At 44.5% G+C, this 25,684-nt stretch carries 23 protein-coding genes; 8 read left to right on the top strand and 15 right to left on the bottom strand.

All coding sequences use genetic code 11. The features are described 5' to 3' along the window. Positions 1–142: 142 nt before the first annotated feature. From FGM00_RS11835 to FGM00_RS11795, 9 genes are all read right to left on the bottom strand, one after another. The gene (locus FGM00_RS11835) at positions 143–739 is read right to left on the bottom strand and encodes a hypothetical protein (protein WP_138853108.1); all 597 of its coding nucleotides are present in this window, start codon (positions 737–739) and stop codon (positions 143–145) included. A 189-nt stretch (positions 740–928) separates the two neighbouring features. Next, positions 929–2,341: a KAP family P-loop NTPase fold protein gene (locus FGM00_RS11830; protein WP_138853107.1), complete on the bottom strand. Its 1,413-nt coding sequence runs from the start codon at positions 2,339–2,341 to the stop codon at positions 929–931. A gap of 266 nt (positions 2,342–2,607) precedes the next feature. Further along, a complete protein-coding gene (gene yidD / locus FGM00_RS11825; RefSeq protein ID WP_138853106.1) occupies positions 2,608–2,886 on the bottom strand; it encodes a membrane protein insertion efficiency factor YidD in 279 nt (92 codons plus the stop codon). Continuing rightward, a complete protein-coding gene (locus FGM00_RS11820; RefSeq protein WP_138853105.1) occupies positions 2,887–3,117 on the bottom strand; it encodes a hypothetical protein in 231 nt (76 codons plus the stop codon). A 176-nt stretch (positions 3,118–3,293) separates the two neighbouring features. Continuing rightward, positions 3,294–4,865 carry a M20/M25/M40 family metallo-hydrolase gene (locus FGM00_RS11815; protein WP_138853104.1) on the bottom strand — a complete coding sequence of 524 codons (1,572 nt, stop codon included), beginning with the start codon at positions 4,863–4,865 and terminating at the stop codon, positions 3,294–3,296. A 263-nt stretch (positions 4,866–5,128) separates the two neighbouring features. Beyond that, positions 5,129–7,117: an excinuclease ABC subunit UvrB gene (gene uvrB / locus FGM00_RS11810; protein ID WP_138853103.1), complete on the bottom strand. Its 1,989-nt coding sequence runs from the start codon at positions 7,115–7,117 to the stop codon at positions 5,129–5,131. Between the two features lie 160 nt (positions 7,118–7,277). Beyond that, the gene (locus FGM00_RS11805; RefSeq protein WP_138853102.1) at positions 7,278–9,665 is read right to left on the bottom strand and encodes a T9SS type B sorting domain-containing protein; all 2,388 of its coding nucleotides are present in this window, start codon (positions 9,663–9,665) and stop codon (positions 7,278–7,280) included. 259 nt (positions 9,666–9,924) lie between these two features. Beyond that, positions 9,925–10,764 (bottom strand): ABC transporter permease, encoded by an 840-nt coding sequence (locus tag FGM00_RS11800; protein ID WP_138853101.1) that lies wholly within the window; start codon positions 10,762–10,764, stop codon positions 9,925–9,927. A 5-nt stretch (positions 10,765–10,769) separates the two neighbouring features. Beyond that, on the bottom strand, positions 10,770–11,672 hold the full coding sequence (locus FGM00_RS11795; RefSeq protein ID WP_138853100.1) for an ABC transporter ATP-binding protein: 903 nt from the start codon (positions 11,670–11,672) through the stop codon (positions 10,770–10,772). A gap of 73 nt (positions 11,673–11,745) precedes the next feature. On the opposite strand from FGM00_RS11795, the gene FGM00_RS11790 reads away from it, so the two are divergent. From FGM00_RS11790 to FGM00_RS11770, 5 genes are all read left to right on the top strand, one after another. Continuing rightward, positions 11,746–12,822, top strand: a complete 1,077-nt coding sequence (locus FGM00_RS11790) for a hypothetical protein (protein WP_138853099.1) — start codon at positions 11,746–11,748, stop codon at positions 12,820–12,822. A gap of 27 nt (positions 12,823–12,849) precedes the next feature. After that, on the top strand, positions 12,850–14,220 hold the full coding sequence (locus FGM00_RS11785; protein ID WP_236262768.1) for an MATE family efflux transporter: 1,371 nt from the start codon (positions 12,850–12,852) through the stop codon (positions 14,218–14,220). Between the two features lie 37 nt (positions 14,221–14,257). Then, a complete protein-coding gene (locus tag FGM00_RS11780; protein ID WP_138853098.1) occupies positions 14,258–14,485 on the top strand; it encodes a hypothetical protein in 228 nt (75 codons plus the stop codon). 320 nt (positions 14,486–14,805) lie between these two features. Beyond that, on the top strand, positions 14,806–15,375 hold the full coding sequence (locus FGM00_RS11775) for a phosphatase PAP2 family protein (RefSeq protein ID WP_138853097.1): 570 nt from the start codon (positions 14,806–14,808) through the stop codon (positions 15,373–15,375). A gap of 59 nt (positions 15,376–15,434) precedes the next feature. After that, on the top strand, positions 15,435–17,030 hold the full coding sequence (locus FGM00_RS11770; RefSeq protein WP_317130210.1) for an ArnT family glycosyltransferase: 1,596 nt from the start codon (positions 15,435–15,437) through the stop codon (positions 17,028–17,030). Between the two features lie 225 nt (positions 17,031–17,255). Here FGM00_RS11770 and FGM00_RS11765 read toward each other — a convergent pair whose 3' ends face one another. From FGM00_RS11765 to FGM00_RS11745, 5 genes are all read right to left on the bottom strand, one after another. Next, positions 17,256–18,134: a lysylphosphatidylglycerol synthase transmembrane domain-containing protein gene (locus FGM00_RS11765; RefSeq protein ID WP_236262766.1), complete on the bottom strand. Its 879-nt coding sequence runs from the start codon at positions 18,132–18,134 to the stop codon at positions 17,256–17,258. Continuing rightward, positions 18,118–19,077: a glycosyltransferase family 2 protein gene (locus FGM00_RS11760; RefSeq protein WP_138853094.1), complete on the bottom strand. Its 960-nt coding sequence runs from the start codon at positions 19,075–19,077 to the stop codon at positions 18,118–18,120. The genes FGM00_RS11765 and FGM00_RS11760 overlap by 17 nt, the downstream gene beginning before the upstream one ends. A gap of 84 nt (positions 19,078–19,161) precedes the next feature. Beyond that, the gene (meaB, locus tag FGM00_RS11755; protein WP_138853093.1) at positions 19,162–20,208 is read right to left on the bottom strand and encodes a methylmalonyl Co-A mutase-associated GTPase MeaB; all 1,047 of its coding nucleotides are present in this window, start codon (positions 20,206–20,208) and stop codon (positions 19,162–19,164) included. A 111-nt stretch (positions 20,209–20,319) separates the two neighbouring features. Next, positions 20,320–20,880 carry a DUF2911 domain-containing protein gene (locus FGM00_RS11750; protein WP_138853092.1) on the bottom strand — a complete coding sequence of 187 codons (561 nt, stop codon included), beginning with the start codon at positions 20,878–20,880 and terminating at the stop codon, positions 20,320–20,322. 94 nt (positions 20,881–20,974) lie between these two features. Beyond that, on the bottom strand, positions 20,975–21,880 hold the full coding sequence (locus tag FGM00_RS11745; protein ID WP_138853091.1) for an aldose epimerase family protein: 906 nt from the start codon (positions 21,878–21,880) through the stop codon (positions 20,975–20,977). Between the two features lie 182 nt (positions 21,881–22,062). Here FGM00_RS11745 and FGM00_RS11740 point away from each other — a divergent pair, with 182 nt between their 5' ends. The 3 genes from FGM00_RS11740 to FGM00_RS11730 are packed head-to-tail and all read left to right on the top strand — an operon-like array spanning position 22,063 to position 24,713. Further along, the gene (locus FGM00_RS11740; protein ID WP_138853090.1) at positions 22,063–22,614 is read left to right on the top strand and encodes an RNA polymerase sigma factor; all 552 of its coding nucleotides are present in this window, start codon (positions 22,063–22,065) and stop codon (positions 22,612–22,614) included. A gap of 52 nt (positions 22,615–22,666) precedes the next feature. After that, positions 22,667–23,254 (top strand): hypothetical protein, encoded by a 588-nt coding sequence (locus FGM00_RS11735; protein ID WP_138853089.1) that lies wholly within the window; start codon positions 22,667–22,669, stop codon positions 23,252–23,254. Beyond that, on the top strand, positions 23,232–24,713 hold the full coding sequence (locus tag FGM00_RS11730; RefSeq protein ID WP_138853088.1) for a hypothetical protein: 1,482 nt from the start codon (positions 23,232–23,234) through the stop codon (positions 24,711–24,713). The genes FGM00_RS11735 and FGM00_RS11730 overlap by 23 nt, the downstream gene beginning before the upstream one ends. A gap of 46 nt (positions 24,714–24,759) precedes the next feature. Here FGM00_RS11730 and msrA read toward each other — a convergent pair whose 3' ends face one another. Beyond that, positions 24,760–25,458, bottom strand: coding sequence for a peptide-methionine (S)-S-oxide reductase MsrA (gene msrA, locus FGM00_RS11725; RefSeq protein WP_138853087.1), 699 nt, complete (start codon positions 25,456–25,458; stop codon positions 24,760–24,762). Between the last annotated feature and the right edge of the window lie 226 nt (positions 25,459–25,684).

Raw genomic sequence — 25,684 nt, 5'->3', positions numbered from 1 at the left:
CGGTCATTTTGATAACTTGGCTTTGTAATCGCGAGTGCAATGTACCTGCGAGTTGCATATCAATATACATTTTTTTTGGCCGCCTTTTCTTTTCTAGACAAGAGCGGAAGGATACTCGAGTTAGCGAGGACTAAACTACATTCTATTCAAATTTCAACTTTAGTTCGCGTCTTAACTTACTCCTATCGTGGCTTTCAAAATAAAGGTGATTGAGCTCTGGAAAATAATCGCTGATTTTTAAAGTAATTGAAGCGTTTTCACAATCAGGGACCTTGCCACATGGGAGGCTGTCAACGTGCTTTCTAGTCCGGAATTCAAATGTCTCCTTATCGTATTGATAGGAAATGTACAGGTCTACATAGGTATTCGACCGGTAACCGATTTTTTTAACAGTGCCTTGTATATCAACTCCTTGATCTATCAGTGTTAATGGATTAATGGATTTTTTACCCAAAATGATGTCCGAGTTCTTCGGATTGGTTCTGTCAAAGTGAACACTATAGTATTCGCCCACTTGAGCTTTCCCATTTCCGGAGTCGTTTCCGGATATCCATTTGCCATCATATCTGAAGGTATAGCTTACACGATTTTTTCTTCCTTTATTCGTAATTTTCGCAATCGTAGTTTCTTTATTCATTTCAATGTCCGACTCCTTCCATTTGTCGTTGCAGTAAATCACGCTACCGACCAAAAGAAACACAAATAGTTTCGCAAAGTGCTCTTTAAATAGTTCTTTCATTAAAGGGTAAACGAAACGGTTAAGACGAAAATTGTTTTGTAAGTGCTTAGCCTTCCTTACAACTGCGGGCAATTTTATATTTTCTGCTCATCGAATACTAAAAATACGAAAACCACGGTTTTCATTGAAGGGCAGTACGCTCTAATCTGGTTCGGCACCCGTCATAGACGAGCGCTAGCGGGGGTACTTTTATATGTGTAATTTTTGTAGAAGGTTAATTTTGGAAAAAAAATACCCTAAGTTTAAATCGCCCATATTTCCAAGATAGTCCATGTGTTCAAAAATTTTCAGAAACTTAATTTCTTCATTTTTGTTAATTACGGAGGTAATTAATAATTTATTCTTGCCAGTCTCGGTATCTCTTTCATATATTTTTTTGCGATAATATCGTGGAGTCAGGTAGTTGTTGTAATATAATAATAAGTAAGCCTCGAGCCACATTAATTCTCTTTCTGTATTTTCGTTTTTATTATGTTTAATTGTTTTAAGAAAACTTTCTTGAAGCTGTGGCATTGTTAATTGTTTGTGTTCAAGATTTTCATAAAATTCTGAATGAACAACTTTTAAGAAAATTAGAAAAAGATATATTGACGGGACAACATAGCTATTTTCATTAAAGGTTCTAAGTGAAATTCGAGCTAGGGCAAAGATTTTTTCCTGTTGTCTCAAGGGAATTGCTGAGTTCGTAAAAAGCAGCTTGCAAATTAGTAGAAAACGTTCTTTGTCTTGTTGTAGTTCACTATGTTCTATTCTCTCCGGCGAGTTTAAAAATTCGTCAAATCCGAAATAATCATATAAGTAATTATAAAACAAATCGCTTTCAGGTTCAGGAATTGAATATTCAATATCGATGAATCTCCTTAAATATTCGTCAGCATCAATCTTATCACTGCCGTAAACTCCACGAATTGCATTTCCGAGCTGTTTTTTGTCAATTGATAGAACAAAAACAATGTTTGGCACTGAGAAGAAGTGTTTTATTTGCTCCAAAATGGATACTGCATAATTTGGTCTACAACGATCAAGCTCGTCAATAATAAACACTACTGGTTTGCCTTTATTAGTATCGGCGATAAATTTAGATAGACTTTCGCGAAATTCTGATATTCCTTTTTTTTTCTTTGAGTATTCGTTAACGTCATTTTCGAAAACGTCAGATAAACCTTTAGTAACTCCAACAATAGCATCTTTTATGCCTTCTGTATTAATGTAACGTTCTGCGACAGTTTGCGCAACTATAGGAGCAATATGTTTGGTTAGAGTTGCGGCCTTTTTTAAAGTTAATTTGAATTCCCTTTCAGTAACTTGGGTAGTTAAGGTTTTAAGCTCTCCCATTAATGCTGTTAAGGGATTATTTTCAAAATCGTTCTCCCAAGCATTGAAATATACAGTTTGATATTTCTTATTCTTTAACTCTTGCTCCCACATTTTCACAAAGGTGGTTTTTCCTGTACCCCATTTATTGTTAATAGCTAATACAAACCCATCAGCATAAGAATCGATGATGTCTGTTAGAACTTGCGCATATTTTTGTCTATCAAGTTTGCAGTTTGCAAAGGGATTTTCAGAATTAATTTCGATTTCTGAATGCTTAATATTCATTGCTCGTTTTTTTGTTTACCGGAAATTTTTTTTGTGAAACATAGTGTGTAAAAAGGCACTAATTTTTCCTCCTAATATAGTACCCTGTTCTGTAAGTTATTTTTAATTCAGTCGCTAGCGCTAGTGTCGCGCTCGTGCCCAGACTAATGATTATATCTAATGCATAATTTCGTGCGCTGCTACCTGCACGCAAGCGAGCTCTTTATGGCAAGAGCATAAAGATGCTCGCGCCAGCAGGGGTTATACTTGTTGTTCTAAGCGGTTTCTTATTTAAATCGTTCGGCAATTTGACTTTCGTCCAGAATAACTCCCGTTTTTAAAATCATCTTCTTCTTTCCGGTGACAACATCGGTGAAAATATCAAACTCTGGTTGACAATTTTTTATTCTAAATCTCAATTCTTTGAGGCCCTTCCTAAATCCATCCTTTTTTGTTTCTCGAAAGACGTGATGCGAGCAGGATTCCTTAAAAATGCATTTCCTCCTCTTACTGTTAGGAATCAAAAACCAATAAATATGTATTATGTTTAGAAGAAAGTGTTTCATTTACTTGCTAAAAACGACCATTTGTCGTGCTGTTGTATATCCTGATTTTCCACCAAATCGGAAACATCCATTATCAGGCCCAACATATGTTGATACTCCTTCAAGTCTAATGTAAATCCAGCCTTTGGAGGCGTATTCGTTTATCAATGCCTCCAATTGTTGAGCCACATGGTCAGATGTTCCTTTTTTATGATCAATAGCTGCTACAAATGGTACTACTTTGTATTCCATAACTTTGGTTTTTTTGGTTATTTAAATTGAGTAGAGCAATCATGTTTAATAAGCTTTGCATAGCCCTTCCAAATATAACAGATAAACCCTACGAACCCTATAGCCATTCCCGCCAATCGATAAACTCCGGATTGAGTCCGTTTACCGTAAGAAAATGTGGGTTAAAATGCTGTAGGTTAGTCTAAAGGCTGGTCCAAAATAGCCAAACAGGTCACGATGCCCTCCAAAAAGTTCCCTAGCCGTAAATTTTCATTCGGACTATGAATGTTATTGTCCGGATTGGGAATACGTACCGAAACCGCTGGAATACCAAGTGTATTGATAAAAGGAGCAATGGGCTGCGACCCGCCCGTGGTACGCATATTTACGATGTCCTCCCCGAAAACCTTTTGTAAGGCCGTATTGAGGAAGGTGCCGGTGTCGGAGTCCATGGGCGTACGAAAGGGTTTGGAGCCTAGACGGTAGTTAAAAGAAGCGAGTTTGGGGTGGGTGCGGCGTTCGGCATCGGTGGGGAGGCTATCGACCAAATGGTAACCTTGGGCCTGAATATGGCTTTTTAGGGCCTCCATCAGGCGGGTACCGTCCGATTCGGGCACTAGGCGCATGTCTATTTCGGCAATGACTTCCGCTGGTATTATAGTACGTACTTCGTTCCCGACCCACGCAGCTTTAAGCCCGCGAATATTTAAGGTCGGGTATTGCAGCGCTTCTTGGTAGTTGTCGCCCACGGCATCGGGCCCTGCCACCCCTAAACGGAGGAGCAGGCTGTCCCGGTTTTCGGGAACCTGTAACAGGGCCTTCTTTTCGCTGTCGCTGATAGAGATACCGTCGTAGAAGCCAGCTAGGGTCACCCTGCCGTTTTCATCCTTTAAGCTTCCCAACAGTTTGGCCGTCTCAAAGATGGGATTCGGGGCAAAATTGCCATATTGACCACTGTGTAGGGGTGTACGGGGACCAAAAACCCTTAAAGTGGCCGTAGCGATGCCCCTAGCGCCATAACACAGGGTTGGGAGGTTGGAGAGGTGGCGGGTACCATCCATGATCAACATCATGTCCGCAGCGAGCAATTCCTTGTTCGCCACCACCGCCGGCGCCAAATGCGGCGAACCCATTTCTTCCTGGAAGTCCATAATGACCTTGATATTAAACTGGGGTTTCAGTTTCTTGGACTGCAAAATTTGCAGGGCACTGATAAAGGCCATGGCGGGACCTTTGGAGTCGGATGCCGATCGGGCGAAAATCCGCCAATCGGCATCGTATTCCGTTTGCAGTTTTTCAAAAGCGATGGTTTTCCAATCCGAAGCTTGTTTTTCTTTTAGGGTTGCTTCGAAGGCATTTGGTTGGTTCCATTTGGTGCTATCGACCGGTTGCCCATCGATCTGCAAATAGAACAAAATGGTCTTGGCTTTTTTGCTGATTTTTTGTTCCGCAAAGAGTAGGGGAGCGCCCTCGGTCGAAATCCGTTTTACCTCAAAATCCAAGGCCGAAAAAACACTGTCGCACCACTTCAGATTTTGTTCTACCTCTTCCGGAAAATGACCATCGTTCCGCAAGGCCAAAAATGATTTCAGGTCAAAAATCGCGTCCGAAAATTTGTCCTTCGCGGCCGCTTGGATCTCCTCCGAACTGAGTCGCTGCGCGCTTATAAATCTCCCGAAAAAGCAACAGAAAAACAGCAGGCAAAAAGTCCTGTTTCGAAATTTCCCCAATCCGAAAATTTGGACTGAAAATTGTGATTTTTGCTTCATTTTATCGATTTAGACAAGTCTAAAAATATTATTTAAATAATTTAAGACCAGTTAATTGAAATTTATTATATAAACCAAAAGTTCGATTTTGTCAATTTTATGTAGAATCCTCTAAACCTACGAAATTTTTAATAAATAATCGAATGAATATTTGAGCTCATGACTACCTTAAGGTTTAGGTAAGACTTAAAATTTACCTCTCCTTGGGAGAGGTTGGAAATGCCATTTCAGGCATTTCCGGGTGAGGCCAATCAAGAAATTTTCTATTCTTTTTCCTGCAACATTTTGATCTCGTCACGCAGTCGTGCGGCCTGCATAAAATCCAATTCCTTGGCCGCCTTTTCCATCGATTTTCGTTTCGTACGGATGAGCTTTTCGATCTGTTCCTTGGTCAGATAATCCATATCCGGTTCCGCGGCACGTAGCTCTTCTTTTTTAAAATGATAGGTCGAAACGGAATTCTTTGCCAGGGCACTATCCAAACTTTTATTCAAGGCTTTTGGGGTGATATTGTGCTTCAGGTTGTAGGCGGTCTGTTTCTCCCTTCGGTAAATCGTTTCATCTATGGTCTTCTGCATACTCGCCGTAATCTTGTCCGCGTACATGATCGCTTTTCCGTTCAGGTGTCGCGCCGCCCTTCCGACGGTTTGGGTCAATGAGCGGTTGTTTCTTAGGAATCCTTCCTTGTCCGCATCCAAAATAGCGACCAAGGACACTTCGGGCAGGTCGAGACCTTCCCGCAAGAGATTCACCCCGATCAGGACATCGAAAATACCTTTTCGCAAGTCCTGCATGATCTCTACCCGCTCCAAGGTATCCACATCACTGTGAATATAACGACAGCGTACATTGATTCGGGTCAGGTATTTGGCCAGTTCCTCGGCCATCCGCTTGGTCAGGGTGGTCACCAAGGTACGTTCGTCCTTTTCGACCCGTTGTTGGATCTCTTCCACCAGGTCGTCGATCTGGTTCAGGCTTGGGCGGACCTCTATGATCGGGTCTAACAGGCCGGTAGGGCGAATGATCTGTTCCGCATAGATGCCCTCGCTTAATTTCAGCTCGTAGTCCGCCGGCGTGGCACTCACGTACAAGACCTGATTCTGTAGGCCTTCGAACTCCTCGAATTTCAGCGGCCTATTGTCCATGGCCGCGGGAAGTCGGAAGCCGTAATCCACCAGATTCACCTTTCGGGAATAATCCCCACCGTACATTGCATGCACTTGCGGAATGGTGACGTGACTCTCATCGATGACCATCAGGTAATCGTCGGGAAAATAGTCCAACAGGCAAAAAGGTCGTGTTCCCGGTGCCCTACCGTCCAAATAGCGCGAATAGTTCTCGATACCGGAGCAATAGCCCAGCTCGCGGATCATTTCCAGATCAAAACTGGTGCGTTCCTCAAGGCGTTTCGCCTCCAAAGGTTTTTCGATACTCTTAAAATAATCGACTTGCTTTACCATATCCTCCTGAATCTGATGTACGGCGTTCTGTAGAATGTCGGGCGAGGTCACGAACATATTGGCGGGGTAGATGCTCAGGTTCTCGTATACCTCGATCACCTTGTTGTTAAACGGGTCGAACGCCTCTATCTCCTCGACCTCGTCCCCGAAAAAATGAATGCGGAAGGCATGGTCGGCATAGCTGGGGAATACGTCCACCACATCGCCCTTCACCCTGAAATTCCCGTTTCGGAAGTCCGCCGTGGTCCGCGAATACAGGCTTTGCACCAGCTGGTGCAGGAATTTGGTGCGCGCGATCACCTGGTCCTTTTTAATGGTAATGACGTTTTTCTGAAACTCCACCGGATTCCCGATACCGTATAGGCAAGACACCGAGGCAACCACCAGCACATCGCGCCGACCGGAAAGTAGGGATGAGGTGGTGCTCAGGCGTAGCTTTTCGATATCCTCGTTGATCGACAGGTCTTTCTCGATATACAGGCCAGAGGTGGGGATAAAGGCCTCCGGTTGATAGTAGTCGTAGTACGATACGAAATATTCCACCGCATTGTTCGGAAAAAACTGCTTGAACTCCGAATACAATTGTGCCGCCAAGGTCTTGTTGTGGGCCAGGAGCAAGGTGGGCCGTTGTACCTGCTCGATCACATTGGCCACGGTAAAGGTCTTGCCCGATCCGGTCACGCCCAAAAGCGTTTGATACCGTTCCTTTCCCTTAATTCCTTCCACTAATTGGGCGATGGCCTGGGGCTGGTCGCCCGTGGGCTCGAAGTCTGATACTACCTTGAATTTCATCCCCTAAAAATAAGGAATAGCGATAGATATCCGAGGCTTTTTAACTTGTATTTTGGGCGCTCCCACGGGTACCCGTGGTCGGGCTTTCCGCTAAACGCCAAAACGCGAAAAAGCGTTTCGGGGTACCGCTGCAATCCCTAGCGCGGCCGTACTCCCGTACTTACCTTTTGAGCGTAAAATGCCCCTTTACTTCCTTTCTTCCCTCCAGGGCTATCCTGAACCAGTAGTCGGAAGCGGGCAGGGGCGCTCCGTTTAAGGTGCCGTCCCAACCGGAATCATTGTCGGTCATCATGCGAATAAGCTTCCCATAGCGGTCATAGATACTCACACTGGTGACGATTCCTTCGGTATCGTTTAGACCCAGTAGCTGCCAGGTATCATTTACCCCATCGGCATTCGGGGTAAAGAATTTCGGATATCCGATGATAGATATGTCTTCCTCCGAGATACCACAACCGTTCTTGTCCCTCACAAAAACGGTATAGAATCCTGCAGCGGTGTTCTCAAAACCGGCCTCGTTCTGATAGTTTTCGCCGTCCAGGGAATACTCATAGTCCCCGTCCCCGCTTACCGTAATCTCGACCGAATTTTCCGCTGAAAATTCCTCGATTTCAATGTTCTGAATGGTCGCCGCATTCGACGGACTTACACTAAAATCGAAGTCCGCGTTACAGACTACGCTTTGCCCGTTCATTTCATAGAGCGTACCGACCATTAAACGGTAATCACCGGCTTCGGTGATGGTCAATTCGCTCCTATCGCCGATTTCCATAAAGGCGCCATCCGTACCCGAATACCAAGTGTAGCTGTCGAAACCCTCTGGGGCCTGCAATACCAAAGGCTCCCCATCGGTACATACTTGATAGGAGGTTTCCAGACCTATTTCCGGCAATGCATTGACCACTAAGTCCAATTGTTCTGCGCCCTGGCATTGGTTGTTGGCTTCCAAGCGCGCATAAATGGTCGTCGTGGGGGTGTTGAGGATGCCCGTCAACCTATTCCGTTCCAAACTCAGGTCATCGCGATTAGCGTAAAAAGCCACATCCAGCCCGGCATACTGGTTCGCCCTTATTTCCTCCAAATCAAAGGTGCCTTGTACCATACCGTCAACGGTGGCATCCGCACATACCATAAAAGGGCTTGCCGTTTGAAGGCTTACCAGGGTCGGGTTAATGGTGAGCTGCAACTCGCCATCACTGAAACAGTCCCCCGAAGTAGTTCGATAATACAGCACTTGATCGAACGGGGTCTGATTGGTGTAGTTGCTTGGTTCGGCTATGGCCCTGCCGGCACCCCTAGCGCCAATGGACTCATAAAAGCTGATCACGCTATCCGGATTATCGGGAAAGGCCTGTTCTAAATTTGTTCGCGTAATGCCATCTAGGGAGTCGGCTTCGTCTACGTCGCATTGCGTCAACTCGATTACGGCCGGATACGGATTTTCCTCGATCGTCAGCATCACTGGGAAGGTCGTAAAACAGTTCCCAAGTTGTACGGAACTGACGCGGGCATATAGCACGGAGGCGAACGTAGTATAGGAGGCGAGTATGAGGGGATTCCGGCTCGCCATCGCATCGATTTCGTTGCGGTATAGCGAAATGACGAATTCCGCAGGGTTTTGCAAGGTATCTTCAATATCGGAGACCACACCCAACAGGTCATAAACTCCGGCTCCGTCACGATCCGTATCACAGACCACCTGTTCAATATCCGGTGGGTCGTTAAATTCCAGCGCGGTGACCGTAAAATCCACAATTTCAAAACATTCGCTGAGCGTGTTGGTCACCCGAACGTAAATATTCTCTCGTGCTCCCGAAAATGCAAAACGATCGGGGGCGTTGATCTCATCCTCAAAATCAAAGGCATTGGCAAAACTATTGAAGTAGTCGATTTGTACGTCCGGACTTTGGGTTATCTGGGTTTCCCTTGATGTCAGGTCGACTTCCACGATGGCCTCGGAGAGGCATACCTCAATATTCGAAGGTTCCTGTACCTCTGGTCCGGGTAGAAATTGGGCGGTACCTGTCCAATCGAGTTCGAAGCCTCCGCCACCATGCGGGCGATCGATCAAGAGATAATAAGTTTCCCCGGCCTGCACGCTAAGGGCGTCAACGTAGCTATTGCCGTTGGCTCCGGGTCCTTCCGAATCGTCGTTTTCCGAACTCCGGAGTCCAGTGGTATTGTAAGTCAGGCCGGCCTCCGAAGGGTTTGTCGTTGAGCAACGAACGGGGTCGGTAAAGTCATCGCAGGAAAAATTAGGTCCGAATACATAAAAATCATAATCCACGGTAATGGCATCGCTATCCGGGACAATGTCAAAGGCCAATTCGCCCGTGCTGCCGATAGTCAGTTGAAACCAGAGGCTATTTACCTCCTCGAAGGCACAGGGGTTCGCTTGATTGTCCAGTTCCTGGGTACCGAAACCGGAGGCGTTTGAAGCGATTTGGTTATTCCCGCAGACGACAACGGCATCGATGCAATCATTGGCCTGTTGCGACCATGAAGGTATCGAAATCAATAGAAAGAGAGAGAAGATGATTTTTTTCATTATGCTCGCGTACTACCAGCGAACGGGTCTTGGGCCACGGTTTCATACCGAACCTGTCTACCGTTTGACACAGGCGACGGATAGCGGTAACAATACCCTGAGAAGTGTTCGCGGTTACAAGATAGGATAAATCACGCTTTTCTCTAAAGCGAAAGTCCTAAATACAGGAAAATCGGGATATGACGTCTACTGGATTTCCGGTAGACCTGAAATTAGAAAAATTGCGATGGCTTGGCTACCGATACCGAATGGCCCAACATTATAAATCCCTTCGCTTTAATAGGGCATAGGCACCGTATATGAAAAGGGCTGTCCAACCGATAACGATAAGCATTTCATACCATTGTACATGATAGTCCATTTTAAAATCGGCGCCCAGTTGCTTCGCCGCGGATTGGATGACGTTGAGCCGGGTTATAGGTTCCCCGATCAAATTGAACATCGATTGCAGGGGTAAAAACCCCAAAACGATTTCCGACATATCGCGATTCCCTGGAAAAATTTTTTGTTGAACGACCACCGCGGTAATGCCCTCCAATATTTGCCAAATGAAGAGGAATCCCAAAGCAAAGGCGGATCGTTTGACCAGAACCCCAAGAAACAAGCAGAATGAGAAGAATCCGGTGAGCTTTAAAAAATAAGCCACAATAAACTCCAGGTCGGAAAAGATGATGGAAACCTCGTTATAATCCGAATAAATAAGCCCGAGAATGAGCGATACGACGAATATAAAAACGGTCGATACCAAGGCGAACACCAAAACGGTCAAAAATTTCGAAAGCACGAACTCCTTCTTGGAAAGGCCGTCGATAAGGTTTTGTTTGATAGTCTTATTGCTGTATTCGTTCGCCATCATAGAGACGATTACAATGGCCAAGAACAATTTAAACCAAGCGACAAAAAAGGTATTGAAATGCCATATGTATGGAAAATTGAAGATGCCCTGATCGGCCAATTGAAAGTGTATATCACCAAAATCGAACTTGATCATCGATACCAAAGCGATGGAAGTAATGAGAATGAAATAGGTGGCTATCAGTATTTTACTCGACCTATTGTTCCATAGCTTAATAAATTCTATTTGAAGTAATCGTATCATGCGGTCTAGTTTGCTTGGTTTTTGGTCAAGGTTAAGAACTGCTCTTCAAGACTTTCCTTTCGTTTGACCAAATGGGAAAGGAAGATGCCCTTTTCAAAGAGCGTTTTATTCAATTCCTCGGCACTCATTTCTTCCTTCAGAAAGGCGGTAAGGATTCCGTTTTCGGCCTTGATTTCCCCAAAACTCGAGTGATTTTTCAAATATTCCGATAAACCTTCCTGCTGTTCCGATTTCAGTTCGAAGAAACCGTGTGTGGCGATCATCCCGTCTACGCGGCCCGAGTATAGTTTTTCCCCTTTTCTCAAAATCACCACATGCGTACAGACTTTCTCGACCTCGTCCAACAAATGCGACGCCAGAAGAATGGTAGTGCCTTGGGAGGCGATTTTTTTGATGATTTCGCGTATTTGGTGAATACCCTGTGGATCTAAGCCGTTGGTCGGTTCGTCCAAAATAAGGATTTCGGGGTCGTTCAAAAGGGCAGAGGCGATGGCCAAACGTTGCTTCATTCCTAAGGAATAGGTTCGAAATTTGCTATGCTTGCGATCTAACAGGCCTACCAATTCTAGCTTCTCATCGACTTTGTCATGTGCTACCTCCTTGATCTTACAGACCAATTTTAGATTTTGTACCGCGCTCATATACGGGTAAAAATTAGGTCGTTCGATAATGGCCCCGACTTTTTTAAGGGCGGTATGGGTATCGATGCTCCCATCGAACCAGGAAAATTCGCCCGCCGTTCGGTTGACCACGTTCAGGACAATGCCCAGTGTTGTAGACTTCCCGCTTCCGTTCGGGCCCAGAATGCCGTACACATTGCCTTTTTGAATTTCAAACGAAAGATCTTTCACTGCGGTAAGCGATCCGTACTTTTTGGTGAGGTGTTGTACCGAGAGTATGTGTTCCAAAATGGGTATGGGTTTAAAGGTTGCTACTAACTTGACGAAGAAAGCGTAGTTTTGTTACAAATCCGCAGCGATTATGTCCGAAGAAAAATTAATGTCGAAGAAAAAGCCGGCCTATCCGGTCAATGAGAGCTTGGATGCGTATTTGGAACATTACAAACGCAAGATCGAGATACCTATTTTTTATAACGATCTGCTTCGGTTTTCCGGCTCGGTAGTCGTATATGACGCCAATGAAGAGGATACGCTCTGGGTCAGGGTGTATTATTCGGAGTTCGAGCGGCAAGAAATCGACGTGAGCCTTAAACAAGTGTATTCCATACTACATTCCGATGGTAGCGATAGCATACATCCCTATTTGAATGTTGATGCGGTAGACTACTGTACCTTTGGGAACTCAAAGCCCTTTCGCATTAAGATCAGAAATATCCTCAACGATAATTTCACCTATTTCTACGTCAAAAAAACGGATGCTTCCCGTATTTATGGCTTGGAACTCGAACATATGCTATCGCCCTACAACCTGAATTTCTTGGTCTGTAAGGATACCTTGATCGAGGAGCATATTGCCGGTATTCCAGGCGATGTGTTTATCAAGGATTTTTTGCCCAAATGCACCGAATCCGAAAAGGCCCAGCTTGCCAAGGAGTTCGTCAAGTTCAATGAGCGCTGTATGATTCGCCTGTTGGGCGATATGCGATCTTACAATTACGTCATTGTACCCACACATGATTTTGACCATGTGGTGTATAAAATACGCGCGATCGATTTCGATCAACAATGCTTCGAAGGCAAATTCAAGGTGTACCGGCCCCAGTTTTTTAAAGAGAACTTTGTAATGGTCGAATTGGTGCGCGCCAAATTGCAACGCTATTCCGTAGACCAATACAAGGTAGAGGAACGCTCTATTGTGGCCAAGCGTATCGGAAGTTCCGGAAACCGAATTAAAAAACTGCGCAACATTTGTAAAAAGGATACAATTTCGGTCAAGGCCAATGTCGATATGTTAAAAGCGGAGCTTTATAAATTTACTTTGGATAAGAATTTCAAAAAATGTACTAAAATGGGGCAGATCGTAGATTTGGGTCTCGATTTCGTACTGCGTAATTATAAGGATGTGAGCATGAAACAGCTTATCGACCGTAAATTTTAAAGCACAGCTTATCCAAAGATCGTTTCCTTGTTAGAAAAATACACCAAAGAATTTAAGTACAACACCAAACTTGCCGTTCCCGTAATCATGGGTATGTTGGGGCATACCTTTGTTGCCTTTGCCGATAATCTCATGGTCGGGCGTTTGGGTACGGCAGAACTGGCCGCGGTTTCTTTGGGGAATAGTTTTGTATTCATTGCGATGTCGCTCGGTATCGGTTTTTCAACCGCCATTACGCCCTTGGTTGCCGAGGCCGATGGGGCAGGAAATAAAGCGAACGGCAAAAGCGCCTTAAAGCATGGTCTGGTGCTGTGTACCATTTTAGGTATTACACTTTTCGGTATCATCCTACTTTGCAAACCACTTATGTATCATATGCGGCAGCCTGCCGAAGTGGTGGTATTGGCTATGCCCTATCTCGATTTGGTCGCATTTTCCTTGGTGCCCTTGATCATCTTTCAGGCGTTCAAACAGTTTTCCGAAGGTCTCTCACAGACCAAATACCCGATGTATGCTACGATCTTGGCCAATGTAATCAATGTCGTGTTGAACTACCTGCTGATTTTCGGATCCTTCGGGTTTCCTAAAATGGGTATTGTGGGGGCTGCCATAGGCACCTTGGTTTCCCGTATCATCATGGTCGTGTATCTGTGGTATTTGCTGAAAAGTAAAAAGAAGTTTTCGGACTATGTTACGAATTTCAATTTTAAGGAGATTCAGAAAAAGGTGATGCACAAAATAATCGGTTTGGGTTTCCCGTCAGCCCTACAGATGTTTTTCGAGGTGGCGATTTTTACCGCGGCCATTTGGTTGAGCGGGGTGTTGGGGAAGAATGCCCAAGCGGCGAACCAAATCGCCTTGAACCTTAGTAGCATGACCTTTATGTTCGGAATGGGTCTTGGGGTGGCCGCCATGATACGGGTGGGTAACCAAAAAGGGCTAACCAACTTTCCCGAGTTACGGCGTATCGGGAAGTCCATTTTTCTGCTGACGCTATTGATCGAGATTGTTTTTGCAGCTTTGTTTTTATGGGGTCGGCATTGGTTTCCTACCTTATATTTGGATGTGAACGACCTCGCGAATATGGCGGACAATAATGAAGTGATCGTGCTGGCTGCGGAACTGCTGTTGGTCGCTGCCTTTTTTCAGATTTCGGACGGGATTCAGGTGGTGGTCCTGGGAGCCCTTCGGGGACTGCAAGATGTGAAAATACCGACACTCATGACCTTTATCGCCTATTGGGCCATCGGGTTTCCCGTATCGTATTACCTGGGATTGCATACAGAATTGGGAAGCACCGGCATATGGATCGGCTTGTTGACCGGTCTTACGGCATCGGCCATTATGTTGTATATTCGATTCGATTATTTGACCAAAAAATTAATAGCAATGGAGTAGGGGAATTGCCATTCCCGTTCCAATAAAATTCATTTACATGGACTTACCGAAGTTTTTACTCGGAGACAATACTGACCATCCGGAATCAATATTCATTGTGCATACCGAATATCCGCGATTCATCATCAATTTGGAGAACGATGAGGTGGAGTGGTTCGAAGATTTTGTGCAGGAAGATGAAAAAGAACTGGAAGGCGAGGCGGAGACCCTGATTCAAATGGCGACCGATTTCTATGATAGGGAAGTTTCGCGTTATGAAGAATAGCAATGTGCCATTTCCTTAAACATATGGGCTGGATAAGAAATTACCGGTTATGAAGTAGACGGCTTTTGGGCAGAGAGTGCTTGCAGTGTGCAGAAAAAAACGTAGCATCGAGTTGAAAGGGTATACCTTGTTTCCGAAGTTTTGGGAGCATTACAACAACTTTGGTTTTTATAAAGATTTGGATTATTGCATTAGTGGAGACTATTTTATGGTACCGACCCAATATTCCAATACCCTAGTAAATTAGATAGAATCTTATTTCAATCCGAAGGAACAGTCAAACGGTAAATCGACTTTCGTCGAACTTATGATAAAAAACCATGTGGGAAACCCTCATACAGTACGATAAGGAGCTCTTCCTCTTCCTGAACAATCTGGGTTCCCCGACCTGGGATGCCTTTTGGATGTTCTTGACCCATAAGCTAAGCTCGATTCCGCTTTACATACTACTCCTTTACCTTTCCTTTAAAAAATTCGGTTTGAAGTCCACTTTGGTCCTGCTCGTTGCCGTAGCGCTTATGATCGTGGTCACGAATGGTTTGGCGGATTTCTTCAAATATGGGGTACAACGGCTAAGACCTTGTTTCGATCCTGACCTAAATGACGCCTTTCGCTTGGTCAAGGCACATTGTGGAGGTACATATGGCTATTTTTCGGCCCACGCGTCAAATACTTCGGCGGTGGCTATCTTCTTCATTATTTTGTTGAAGTCTAACTTCCGCTACATAGGAATTTTCCTATTGCTTTGGGCGTTTTTGGTCGGGTATAGTCGCATTTATATCGGGGTGCATTTTCCGTCGGATGTCCTCTCCGGCATGGCTATTGGCGTTCTTTTCGGCTGGTTATTTGCAAAGTTGTATATATTTGCATTGCTCAGACTCCCCAAATGATTTCTAATCGTAGGTACTGGTTTTTACTGTTTTTGATTTTTTTGACGTACCTCGTCGGAATGTTCGTGACCCTTATTGAAAATGATTCCGCGCAATTCGCCGTGATGGCGATGCGAATGTTTCAGGAGAACGATTTTATCAACCTTTTCAAGGGCCCGAACGAGTATCTCGACAAACCCCATATGCATTACTGGCTGGCGGCCCTGTCGTACAAAATTTTCGGCCTGCACGATTGGGCCTACCGAATTCCAGCGATTTTAGCAACACTTTTAGGTGCTTTTAGTTGTTTCGGCTTGGGAAAGTTGCTCTACAATGCCGACACCGGAAGGTTGGCGGCACTGATTTTTATGACCGCCCAGACCATCGTACTATCTGTTATCGATGTGCGTACCGATGCCGTACTTACGGGTTGGACCATCTTTGCGATTTGGCAGTTGACCGCCTATATCGAAAAGAAAGCAGTTTTGAACATTATATTGGGCGCTTTTGGAACGGGTATCGCATTTTCGACCAAGGGACAAATCGCGATCTTGGTCATTGGGCTGCCGCTGCTCTGCCATCTCGCCTACACACGTAAATGGAAACGGTTCTTGAGCTGGAAGGTTTTGGTCGCACTGGTCGTCTTTGGGCTGGCCATCGCACCGATGCTATATGCTTATTACCATCAATTCGATTTACATCCCGAAAAAATTATCAGGGGAAAGGGTTCGCGTAGCGGCATCTTCTTTATTTTTTGGGAACAGAGTTTTGAACGAATGAGTGGAGAGGGTATCGGGAAGAACAGTAGCGATTATTTCTTCTTTTTCCACACCTTTCTATGGGTTTTCCTACCGTGGACGGTCATTGCTATATTGGCCATTGCCGAACGTTTCAAAACCCTTTCCCGAATTAAGTTCGCCTACCGCCCGATGTACGAGTTCCTCACTTTGGGAGGTATTGTCCTTATTTTTATCGTCATCAGTTTTGCACAGTTTAAATTGCCGCATTATTTGAATATTGCCATTCCTTTGTTCTCCATATTAACGGCGGCTTATTTGTACGATTTACAACAGTTATTTAAGGATAAAATCTTAAAACTCTTGCTGGGGGTCCAGTATTTTATTCTGGCGCTCGTCTTTATCGTGTCCGTTTTGATTTGTTTTTATGTTTTCAAATTCGACAATTGGTTGCATTATGTATGGATGATACCCTTAATGGCCGTAGGCATACGGTTTAGCATGAAACGGGAAGGGTATTATTATCGGATCATTACAGTTTCGGCCTTTAGTGCCGTTATTCTAAATCTGGTAATGAACGTTCACTTTTATCCCTCGTTGTTAAAGTACCAATCCGGGAGTGAAATGGCCAAAGTGGTCGCTGCGAACGATATTCCGGTAGACAAAATCTATAAGCTTTCAGAACGGCATACGTGGTCGCTGGACTTCTACAACAAGCAACCGGTCACTATCTCTTCGATTGAGGGTATTCGGGGTAAAAAGGACATTTGGGTCTATGTTACCGACGAGGAGCGAAAGCTACTGAACCAAAGCGGTTTTGATTGGGATCGGCAATACACTCAGGACGATTTTAGAATTACCCGTTTACAAGCCAAATTCTTGAATCCCGCAACACGTAAAAAGGCGCTGGGGAAGATGCATTTGATTCATATTTATTAGGAGGGAGAGCGGAATGATAAGGAAGAACAGGGAAGAGAGAAGACCTGCCTGCCGACAGGCAGGGAGCATAGAAAAGAGAAAATAGAAAAGACCGGATAGAAAAGAGAAAATAGAGAAGGGAAATCAAGGTCAACTCTTTATTTTTTTACTGCCTACTGCCTACTGCCTACTGTCACTACTCACTTTCTAGGAAATACCGTCTTTACTAGGTTCTGGAACACTATTCTAACGGGTATCGCCCTGGGTCTCCAAATCAGGTTTTTTCAAATGGTAATACACCCCAAATAGCGATACTATCGCGGTAATCAGGAAGAATACCATGCTTATTCCAACAGCCGTATTTTCCTCCAACCCCAAGAGTTCGGCCCCGTAGAAGAACGTGAGCTCACGACTACCGATTCCTCCGATGGTCAGGGGCACGACCGACACGATGGAGGACAGCATAAAAACAAAGAGGTAGGCAACCGTTTGCGTACCAATAGCAAGCGCCTTTAAGATGAGTAGCACACTTACCAATTGGGTACCCTGAACCAAGGCCGAATAGCTACAGGATTTCCAGAAAACCTTTTGCAAGGAGGAGAACCATTTTTTGTTGAACAACCAAAAAAACAAGATGGAAGCCAGTGCCAAAACGAAGATGGCCATACGGTATTTCGCGAGATATTCGTTGTCCAATAAAATGGCGAACAGGCAGCTGTAAAGAAATATCAGTAGCAATCCACTAAGGCGGTCTAGGAGCAAGGCCGAGATTACGCGCTTGGTGGTTACCGGGAATCTTTTCTGAATGACATATCCCTTATAGGCATCACCGCCTATCCCGCCGGGCAAAAACAGATTGTAGAACATGCCCAACAAATAGAGTTTCAGGTTACTTTGCTGCGTAAGCCGAACATCCAATTGATGAAAATACAGATTTAGACGATAGGAGGCGATTATTTTCGACATCACCAAAAAAATAGCTGCCAATAAGAGGTAGAAAGCATTCGCTTTTTGAAGTATGGCCAGCACCTCTCCAAAATCGATCTTCGTGAAAATAAAATAAATAAGCGCTGTACTTACGAGGATCTTGAGCGCGGTCAGGGCATGTTTACGATACTTGCCCACCAACGGTCACTTTTTTAATTCGGTACGGCCGCTTGTTTTGCGATTCGTAGTAGGTGCGTATCAATAATTCCATGACGATACCAATGGTAAAGAGTTGAATACCCGCCAATATGAACATGAGTCCAAAAATCAAGAGCGGTCGTGTTCCAATATCCTGTCCCAAATAGAACTTTACGAACAACAGGTATATGTTGATGAAAATACCGATCAAAATCAGTAAAAAGCCAAAAATCCCGAAAAGATGAATGGGCCGTTGAAAGTACTTACGGATAAAAAGGAGCAACATCATATCGGCCACTACCTTAAACACCCGTTCCAGGCCATATTTCGAAACCCCGGCATGTCGGGCGTGGTGTTTTACGGGCACTTGCTTGATCTGGGCGCCTTCTAAATACGCCAGAAGGTTGATAAAACGGTGCATTTCTCCATACAGGTTCAAGTCTTTGGCAATATCCCGTGTAAATACCTTCAAAGCACATCCGTTGTCCTTGATGTCCAATTTCGTGACCCTTCGCACTAAAAAGTTCGCGATTTTAGAGGGTATTTTTTTTACTTGGGAATCCTTCCTTTTTTGACGGATTCCGGTAACCACATCGTAGTCATCTTCCACGGCATGTTTCAACATCTGGGGAATATCGCTTGGATCGTTCTGCAAATCCCCATCCATGGTAATAATGTATTCCCCTTTGGCATAATCCAAACCGGCTGCGAGCGCAAGGCTTTGGCCATAATTTTTCTTAAGCTCGATCAAGTGGACTTTGCTATCCTGAAGATCTTTGACGGTTTTTCGGGTCCTATCGGTAGAAAAGTCATCGATGTAGATGATTTCATAAGCGTAGCCGACCAGACTCTCGTGTATTTTCTGGGTAAGAAGGGCGACATTGTCTTCTTCATTGTAAAGGGGAACTACGATAGAAAGCAGGGCGTCGGTAACAGGCGTCATAGGAAGTTCATTGCTTCGGAAATCAATTTTAGACTATCTGTATGGCTTCAAACAATTTCCGGTACAAAGGTATGTTTTTTGCGATTACTTCGTTTCGTTTTTTCGTTGTTGTAGTAAAAGTTCCGCGGCCCGGAAAGGCGAAACCTTGCTTTGAACGACTTCTTTGGTCAACTGCGCCAGCGTTGCCTGTATGTTTTTATCGCTGTAAAAATCCGTTTTTAAATGATTATCAATGGTCTGTAGCAACCAGCTTTCGTTCTGGGCAGCGCGTTTCTCTCGAAAACTCCCATCTTTTTTGGAGAGGGAAATATACGCGTCGATCACATCCCAAGTTTCTTGAATACCAGAATTTTCAAGTGCCGAACAGGCGGTCACCTTGGGAGTCCAACCATTATCTTTTGGTGGATACAATTGGAGCGCTCTTTTGAACTCTATTTTGGCATTTTGGGCGTTTTTGATATTGGCACCATCGGCTTTGTTGATAACAATGGCATCCGCCATTTCGATGATACCCCTTTTAATGCCTTGAAGTTCATCACCTGCACCGGCCAGCTTCAACAATAAAAAGAAATCGACCATACTGCTTACGGCAGTTTCACTTTGGCCCACACCTACCGTTTCTACTAGGATTACATTGTAACCGGCCGCTTCGCAGAGCATTATGGTTTCGCGGCTCTTACGGGCAACACCACCCAACGAAGTACCTGCCGGGGAGGGGCGAATAAAAGCGTTGGCATCCCGGGAAAGCTCGTCCATACGGGTCTTATCTCCCAAGATACTGCCCTTGTTCTTACTACTGGTAGGGTCTACGGCCAACACGGCGACCCTCTTTCCGCTAGCGGTAAGGTTTTTGCCCAAGGTCTCTATAAAGGTACTCTTACCCACACCAGGTACTCCGGTAATTCCGACACGAACGGAATCCGTTTTCTTCTTAAGACAGTTTTCGATAAGGGAATTCGCGATTTCCCAATGATCGGTATGTGCACTTTCGACCAAGGTAATGGCCCTTGCCAAAGCTGCCTTGTCGCCTTTCATTAGGTTTTCGGCCAATAGCTCTGGATTGGGTGCGGTCTTGCGTTTTTCGGCGAGTCGCACGGCATTTTTAGCATGGGTGTTTTTCGTAGAGGTCAATCTGAGCTATTGTTTAAAATAAGATGATCGGTAAAATTTCCTGACTTTTCGTCCCTGGGCCTTATAAATGAAACTGCCTTTGTGCTACTGATCTTATAGCTATAGGCCTGTCTATTTTTCAATGGGGACGCAAACTTTGGTGGTATCCCAAGAGAGACACATTTGGGTGCCTCCAGCGTCGGCAAACGAAATGGTAAATTGTTCAACTTCTTGTGTAAGGGGCATGACGGAGGCAGTAACTTCAACTGCATCTTGTTCCGGATCACGCGTTGTGTCCTTGCCCCCACTTAAGAGCGTTACGCCCCAATCGGGCACCTCCTTATTAAACATAACTGTCCACTGTTCTGGATTTGGTTTCGTCCATAACGAATAGGTTCCAGCAGGAAGACTTTCCCCCATGACCGTTATCTTGCTATTCGTAGTAAAAGTGGTGGGTTCATTGGCTCCGGTACGCCATATGGCATCAAAGGGCACGAGTTCCCCAAAAATAGTACGCCCTTTTTTAGACGGGCTAGAGTAGTTGACCGAAAGGTCCATTCCATTTTTGGTATAAGTAGCCGTACGCTCCGGACTATGCTTTTTGGTCTGTTTTTGCATATAGGGCTTTCCGACGAAAACGCCAAGAAGCACCAATACTATGACAACGATCAAAAGGCCTTTTAAAAATTTCATACGAATTGTTTTAAGATGAATTCCTAGGAACTCATTCCCCTAAAGTACTAAAATCGTCCGGATTCACGGATTCCTATATACAGATACATGATGATTAAAGTACATCGAACCGATATTGTGTGGCCTGGGTGTATACATCATTAGGTCGCAACACGCTACTGGGGAATTTGGGCCTGTTCGGGGCATCGGGAAAATTTTGTGCCTCAAAACAAATAGCAGGCATATCGGGTGGCGTATAGACTATCAATACCGGTTGATCAGTCAGGACTTCCATCATAATCCCTAAAAAACGGGAACTCATTCGCGCTGCTATCCGGGTTGATCGATCTACAAGAAAAGGGTGATTTAGGGAAATGTTTCCCAAATTTGCGGGTTCCCTAAAATCCATTTCGGTTTTTCGTACCGAGAGCAGCTTGCCGGTCGGTACCAGTTTGGCATCGAGTTCCGCATATTTAGAGCAGTTGAGTTGTAGTTTGTGGGCGGCGAGATTGGGTGCATCGTCGAGCCTGAAGTACGAATGGTTGGTAAGGTTGATTACCGTGGTACGGTCGGTGGTGGCCTCATAAACCATATGCAATTGGTTGTGCTTGAGTTTATAGGTCACGCTTACCTTTACATTTCCTGGATATCCTTCCTCAAGATGCGCACTGGTATAGGATAATTTGATATAGGGCTCGTTGCCATAATGCACGTCTTCGAACGTCCAATATTTTTTGCTAAAACCTTCTTTACCCCCGTGCAGGTGTACTCCGTTTTCCTGATGCAAATGATAGATTTGTCGATCCAATTCAAAACTTCCGTTCGAGATGCGTCCTGCATAACGACCCACAACGGCCCCTAGGTAACGCTCGTCAGTAAGGTAATCGGCAGCATTGTCATGGCCCATCACCACGTTTACGGTGTTTCCGTTGGCATCTTTCACCAAGAGTTTTTGAATAATCGCCCCATAATTCAGCACGATAAGGGTAATATGCGGGGTGCTTATGGTAAGTTGTTTCAAAGGGAATGCATTTTTCTTTGGGTAAAAATAATCGTTTTTTGCAACAATCGATTTTTTTGGTCGTCTTTAAGGCAATGAACAGGTCTTCGATTCTTGGTTTCGGTCAAGATCCCTGGCCGGCTTCAAGAACAACGGAAACCACAACTAAAACTTCCCGCTAGGTCGGGAGCGCAAACCTGCCAATGTTTCATATTAATCTGGTCGCAAAATGCAAAAAAAATGACCGTAAGGCTCAGATGCAGCTTTACGATAAATACTGCCAGGGTATGTTCTGTGTCGCGATGCGGTTTTTAAAAAACGAGGACGACGCCGAAGATGTTTTACAGGAAGCATTTATCAAGGCGTTTCAGAAAATAGAGCAATACAAAGGGGATGTGACTTTTGGGGCTTGGTTAAAAAAAATAGTTGTAAACCGTAGCCTGGATTTTCTAAAGGTAAAAAAAGCGCATATGGTGGCTTTGGACGAAACCTATATGCAGGTGGCCCAAGACGACGATTGGACAGTAGAGGATGGAATAACGGTACAGGAAGTAAAGATGGCTATGGAGGGCTTGTCGGAAAAATATCGTCTGGTATTGCAATTGTACTTGATGGAAGGCTACGACCACGACGAGATATCCGAAATATTGGGCATCACCAATACCACTTGCCGGACGCGGTTGTTACGGGGCAAGGGACAATTAAAAGAAGTATTGAACGAACGATTTATAACAAAAAAATCCCGCCTTGACTGAAACCCGAAGTGCGTGGCTATCACAAGAGCGAAAACAAAAGTAAATCTTAATTATGGCTAAGGATCTTAGAAAACTATTCGAGAAAGAGAGGGCAGACGCTGATACAGCGTATTCGCTGAAAGCCGATCATAAGGCCCGTTTCTTGAAACGCTTGGAAAATGAATTACCGCCACAAAAAAAATCGGCCTTTCCGTGGCTTAAGATTGCGGCGACAGTGACTATTTTGCTGGCGGCCACTATTTTTTATTTGAATCGAGACACCTCGGGCAAGGGTGGTATAAAAACGACCATAGTGGAAAAAAGTGTTCTGGAAAAGCAAAACACCATCTCGCTAGGCGACCTTTCTCCCGACCTGAAGAAGGTGGAAACCTACTATGTAACGAATATTAATCTTGCGTTGTCCGAATTAGAGGTATCGCAGGAAAATAAAGAGATGACCGACGGGTTCATGAAGCAATTGAACAATTTGAACACCGAGTATCAAAGATTGACCGAAGAATTGAACACGCTCGGTCCGAACGACCAGACAATCACGGCACTTATCAAGAATCTACAATTACGATTACAATTATTACAAAAATTAAAAACGAAGTTAAACGAATTAAAATCATCGAAAAATGAACAAGTCAAGACTGTTTAATGGCCTTGTATTGCTGCTGTGTGTCATCGGCACGGCAGCTTATGGGCAAAAACAAACAAAAACCTATAAAGAGGTTTTCAATGTAACCCCCGAGACGATTTTGGATATCAATACGAGCAACACCGATATTGAGTTCGAAACATGGGACAAGAACGAAATCGAGATCGAGGCGACCATCGAGATTGAGGGAGCCACCGCCGAAGAGGCCAAGGAATACTTTGAAAACGGTATTATCGAGATTATCGGCAATAGTAAAAAAATCACTATTAAAACAGGTATCGAGAACAGTTGGCTTATGAGACATTCGACCAACAGCTTCGATTTTCCGCGATTCGATAAGGGATTGAAAATACAAATGGACGACCTAACGGATCAATTATCGACTTTCAGTAATTATCCGCATCGGATGGATATTGCGATAATCGAAGATATGCCGCCAATGCCAACGATACCAAGCACTAATTTCGACTATGAGGCCTTTGAGAAGGACGGGGAAAAATACATGAAGCAATGGCAAAAAGAATTTAAGAAAGGTTTTGGGAAGGAGTATCAGGAACGTATGGAGGAATGGACCGAAAAGAGGGAGGAGCAAATGAAAAAAAGACAAAAACAACTCGAAAAAAGAGAAGCGCAACGTCGTGACTTATTGGAAGAACGTGAAGAGAAGATAGCCGAGCGTTTGATTATTTTGGAAAAACGCAAGAAAGACACCGATGCGCGTAGAAAAGAAATTCGGCTTTTTGGCAACATTCACCAAGGGGATTCGGTGCGCTACCATATGTTCATGGGAGACTCGTTGCATTCGAATTTCCCGAATAGCTTCTACTTTTCTTCGGGAGGAAAAAACAAGAATTACAAGGTAAAGAAGCTCATAAAGATCAAAATGCCCAAGGCGAACAAAATGAAAATGAATGTACGTCATGGGGAAGTGAAACTCGCAGCCGACACCAGAAATATGGATGCCAATTTGAGTTATTCGACCTTGCGTGCCTTTATTATCGATGGTGAGGAAACCACGGTGGTAGCCTCTTATTCGCCAGTATCCGTTCAAAAATGGAATCTGGGGCAACTTCGCGCGGAGTATTCCGAAGCAGTGAATTTGGAGGAGGTCGTCGACCTTACCCTGACCGCTACTTCCTCCGATGTGACCATTGATCGGTTGCTCAGCAAGGCCTTCATCAAAAATGACTATGGCCCGCTAACCATTCATACCGTATCGGAAAATTTTACCGATTTGGACGTTTCGTTACAGAATGCGGAACTGCAATGTGGTTTGCCCGAAACACCGTTCACAATTTATGTGAACGGTACCTCCTCGACCTTTAGTACTCCATCCACACTACAACTAGAACGTCATAAGAACGGAAGCAACACCGTACACAAAGGTTATTTCCGTAATAAAAACGGCGGAAAGAGTATTGTTATCAATTCGAAATACAGCGAGGTTTCCCTCAACTGAACTACTACTTGCCGTGCAGGCTATCTGCCCAAAAACTTCCTTTAGGTTAGTGCGCCTCTTCCTTTAAATACTCTTTGAAATTTGCCTTGAAACGATTCAATCTGGGTACCGAAACATTAGTGATGTACGAATTGTTAGGGTGTTTTTTTTCGTAATCCTGATGATAGTCCTCTGCATCGTAAAACTTGGTAAAAGCGGTGACCTCGGTTGTTATGGGCGCTCCGTCATACACATTCTGGTCTTTTAACGCCCCAATATAGGCTTGGATAATCTCTTTTTCTTCGTCATTCTTGTAAAACGCCACTGAACGATATTGTGTGCCGCGATCCGGACCTTGACGATTTAAAGTTGTAGGGTCGTGCGAACCGAAAAATACCTGTACCAGGGCCGTAAATGAGATAATCTCCGGGTCGTAGTATACCTTTACCGCCTCTGCGTGGGAACTGTTTCCACTGCCTACTTGCTCATAGGTCGGGTTCTCCTCAGTGCCGCCGGCGTAGCCGGAAACCACTTCTTGAACTCCTTTTACACTTTCATAAATCGCCTCTACACACCAAAAACAGCCACTGGCAAAATAGGCGGTTTCGTATTCGCTGAGGTCTTGGGGCGTCATTTTTGGTTCTGAGGTAGATAAGTGGGGTTCGGCTTCCGCCATTTCGGCCTTTTTATTTTCCTTGGTATGCGATTGGCAGCTTGCGGAAATTAAAGTTATCGCGGCGAGCGTAATCATCTTAAAATAGTTCATGGTCTTTATTTTAAAGCTTTGTAGGCTAAAATACGGACTACTTACGGGATGGAAGGTTAAAAAGTGTTAATTAGGTCTAAGGTTCAAGATTCTACATTCAGGGTGTTTAATTTCAAGCACAGGCAGGCTTACGTAAGTTTCTTTTTGAGGTTGCGCATGTGTGTTTCAATTTTCTTTAAAAGTGGAGCAAATTGAATTTGTGCTTAATCGTACCATAATTCAATGA

The sequence above is a fragment of the Aggregatimonas sangjinii genome (assembly GCF_005943945.1).
Taxonomy (GTDB): Bacteria; Bacteroidota; Bacteroidia; order Flavobacteriales; family Flavobacteriaceae; genus Pelagihabitans; species Pelagihabitans sangjinii.
The sequence above is the reverse complement of the archived record's forward strand: the minus strand, read 5'-3'. Positions and strand labels throughout refer to the sequence as shown.

Coding starts and splice junctions, on each gene's coding strand:
- FGM00_RS11730 (WP_138853088.1), top strand. CDS start 23,232: ATGAACAAGTCAAGACTGTTTAATGGCCTTGTATTGCTGCTGTGTGTC.
- FGM00_RS11770 (WP_317130210.1), top strand. CDS start 15,435: ATGTTCGTGACCCTTATTGAAAATGATTCCGCGCAATTCGCCGTGATG.
- FGM00_RS11775 (WP_138853097.1), top strand. CDS start 14,806: ATGTGGGAAACCCTCATACAGTACGATAAGGAGCTCTTCCTCTTCCTG.
- FGM00_RS11790 (WP_138853099.1), top strand. CDS start 11,746: ATGTCCGAAGAAAAATTAATGTCGAAGAAAAAGCCGGCCTATCCGGTC.
- FGM00_RS11800 (WP_138853101.1), bottom strand. CDS start 10,764: ATGATACGATTACTTCAAATAGAATTTATTAAGCTATGGAACAATAGG.
- FGM00_RS11805 (WP_138853102.1), bottom strand. CDS start 9,665: ATGAAAAAAATCATCTTCTCTCTCTTTCTATTGATTTCGATACCTTCA.
- FGM00_RS11780 (WP_138853098.1), top strand. CDS start 14,258: ATGGACTTACCGAAGTTTTTACTCGGAGACAATACTGACCATCCGGAA.
- FGM00_RS11740 (WP_138853090.1), top strand. CDS start 22,063: ATGTTTCATATTAATCTGGTCGCAAAATGCAAAAAAAATGACCGTAAG.
- FGM00_RS11830 (WP_138853107.1), bottom strand. CDS start 2,341: ATGAATATTAAGCATTCAGAAATCGAAATTAATTCTGAAAATCCCTTT.
- FGM00_RS11750 (WP_138853092.1), bottom strand. CDS start 20,880: ATGAAATTTTTAAAAGGCCTTTTGATCGTTGTCATAGTATTGGTGCTT.
- FGM00_RS11835 (WP_138853108.1), bottom strand. CDS start 739: ATGAAAGAACTATTTAAAGAGCACTTTGCGAAACTATTTGTGTTTCTT.
- uvrB (WP_138853103.1), bottom strand. CDS start 7,117: ATGAAATTCAAGGTAGTATCAGACTTCGAGCCCACGGGCGACCAGCCC.
- FGM00_RS11760 (WP_138853094.1), bottom strand. CDS start 19,077: ATGACGCCTGTTACCGACGCCCTGCTTTCTATCGTAGTTCCCCTTTAC.
- yidD (WP_138853106.1), bottom strand. CDS start 2,886: ATGAAACACTTTCTTCTAAACATAATACATATTTATTGGTTTTTGATT.
- FGM00_RS11815 (WP_138853104.1), bottom strand. CDS start 4,865: ATGAAGCAAAAATCACAATTTTCAGTCCAAATTTTCGGATTGGGGAAA.
- msrA (WP_138853087.1), bottom strand. CDS start 25,458: ATGAACTATTTTAAGATGATTACGCTCGCCGCGATAACTTTAATTTCC.
- FGM00_RS11820 (WP_138853105.1), bottom strand. CDS start 3,117: ATGGAATACAAAGTAGTACCATTTGTAGCAGCTATTGATCATAAAAAA.
- FGM00_RS11735 (WP_138853089.1), top strand. CDS start 22,667: ATGGCTAAGGATCTTAGAAAACTATTCGAGAAAGAGAGGGCAGACGCT.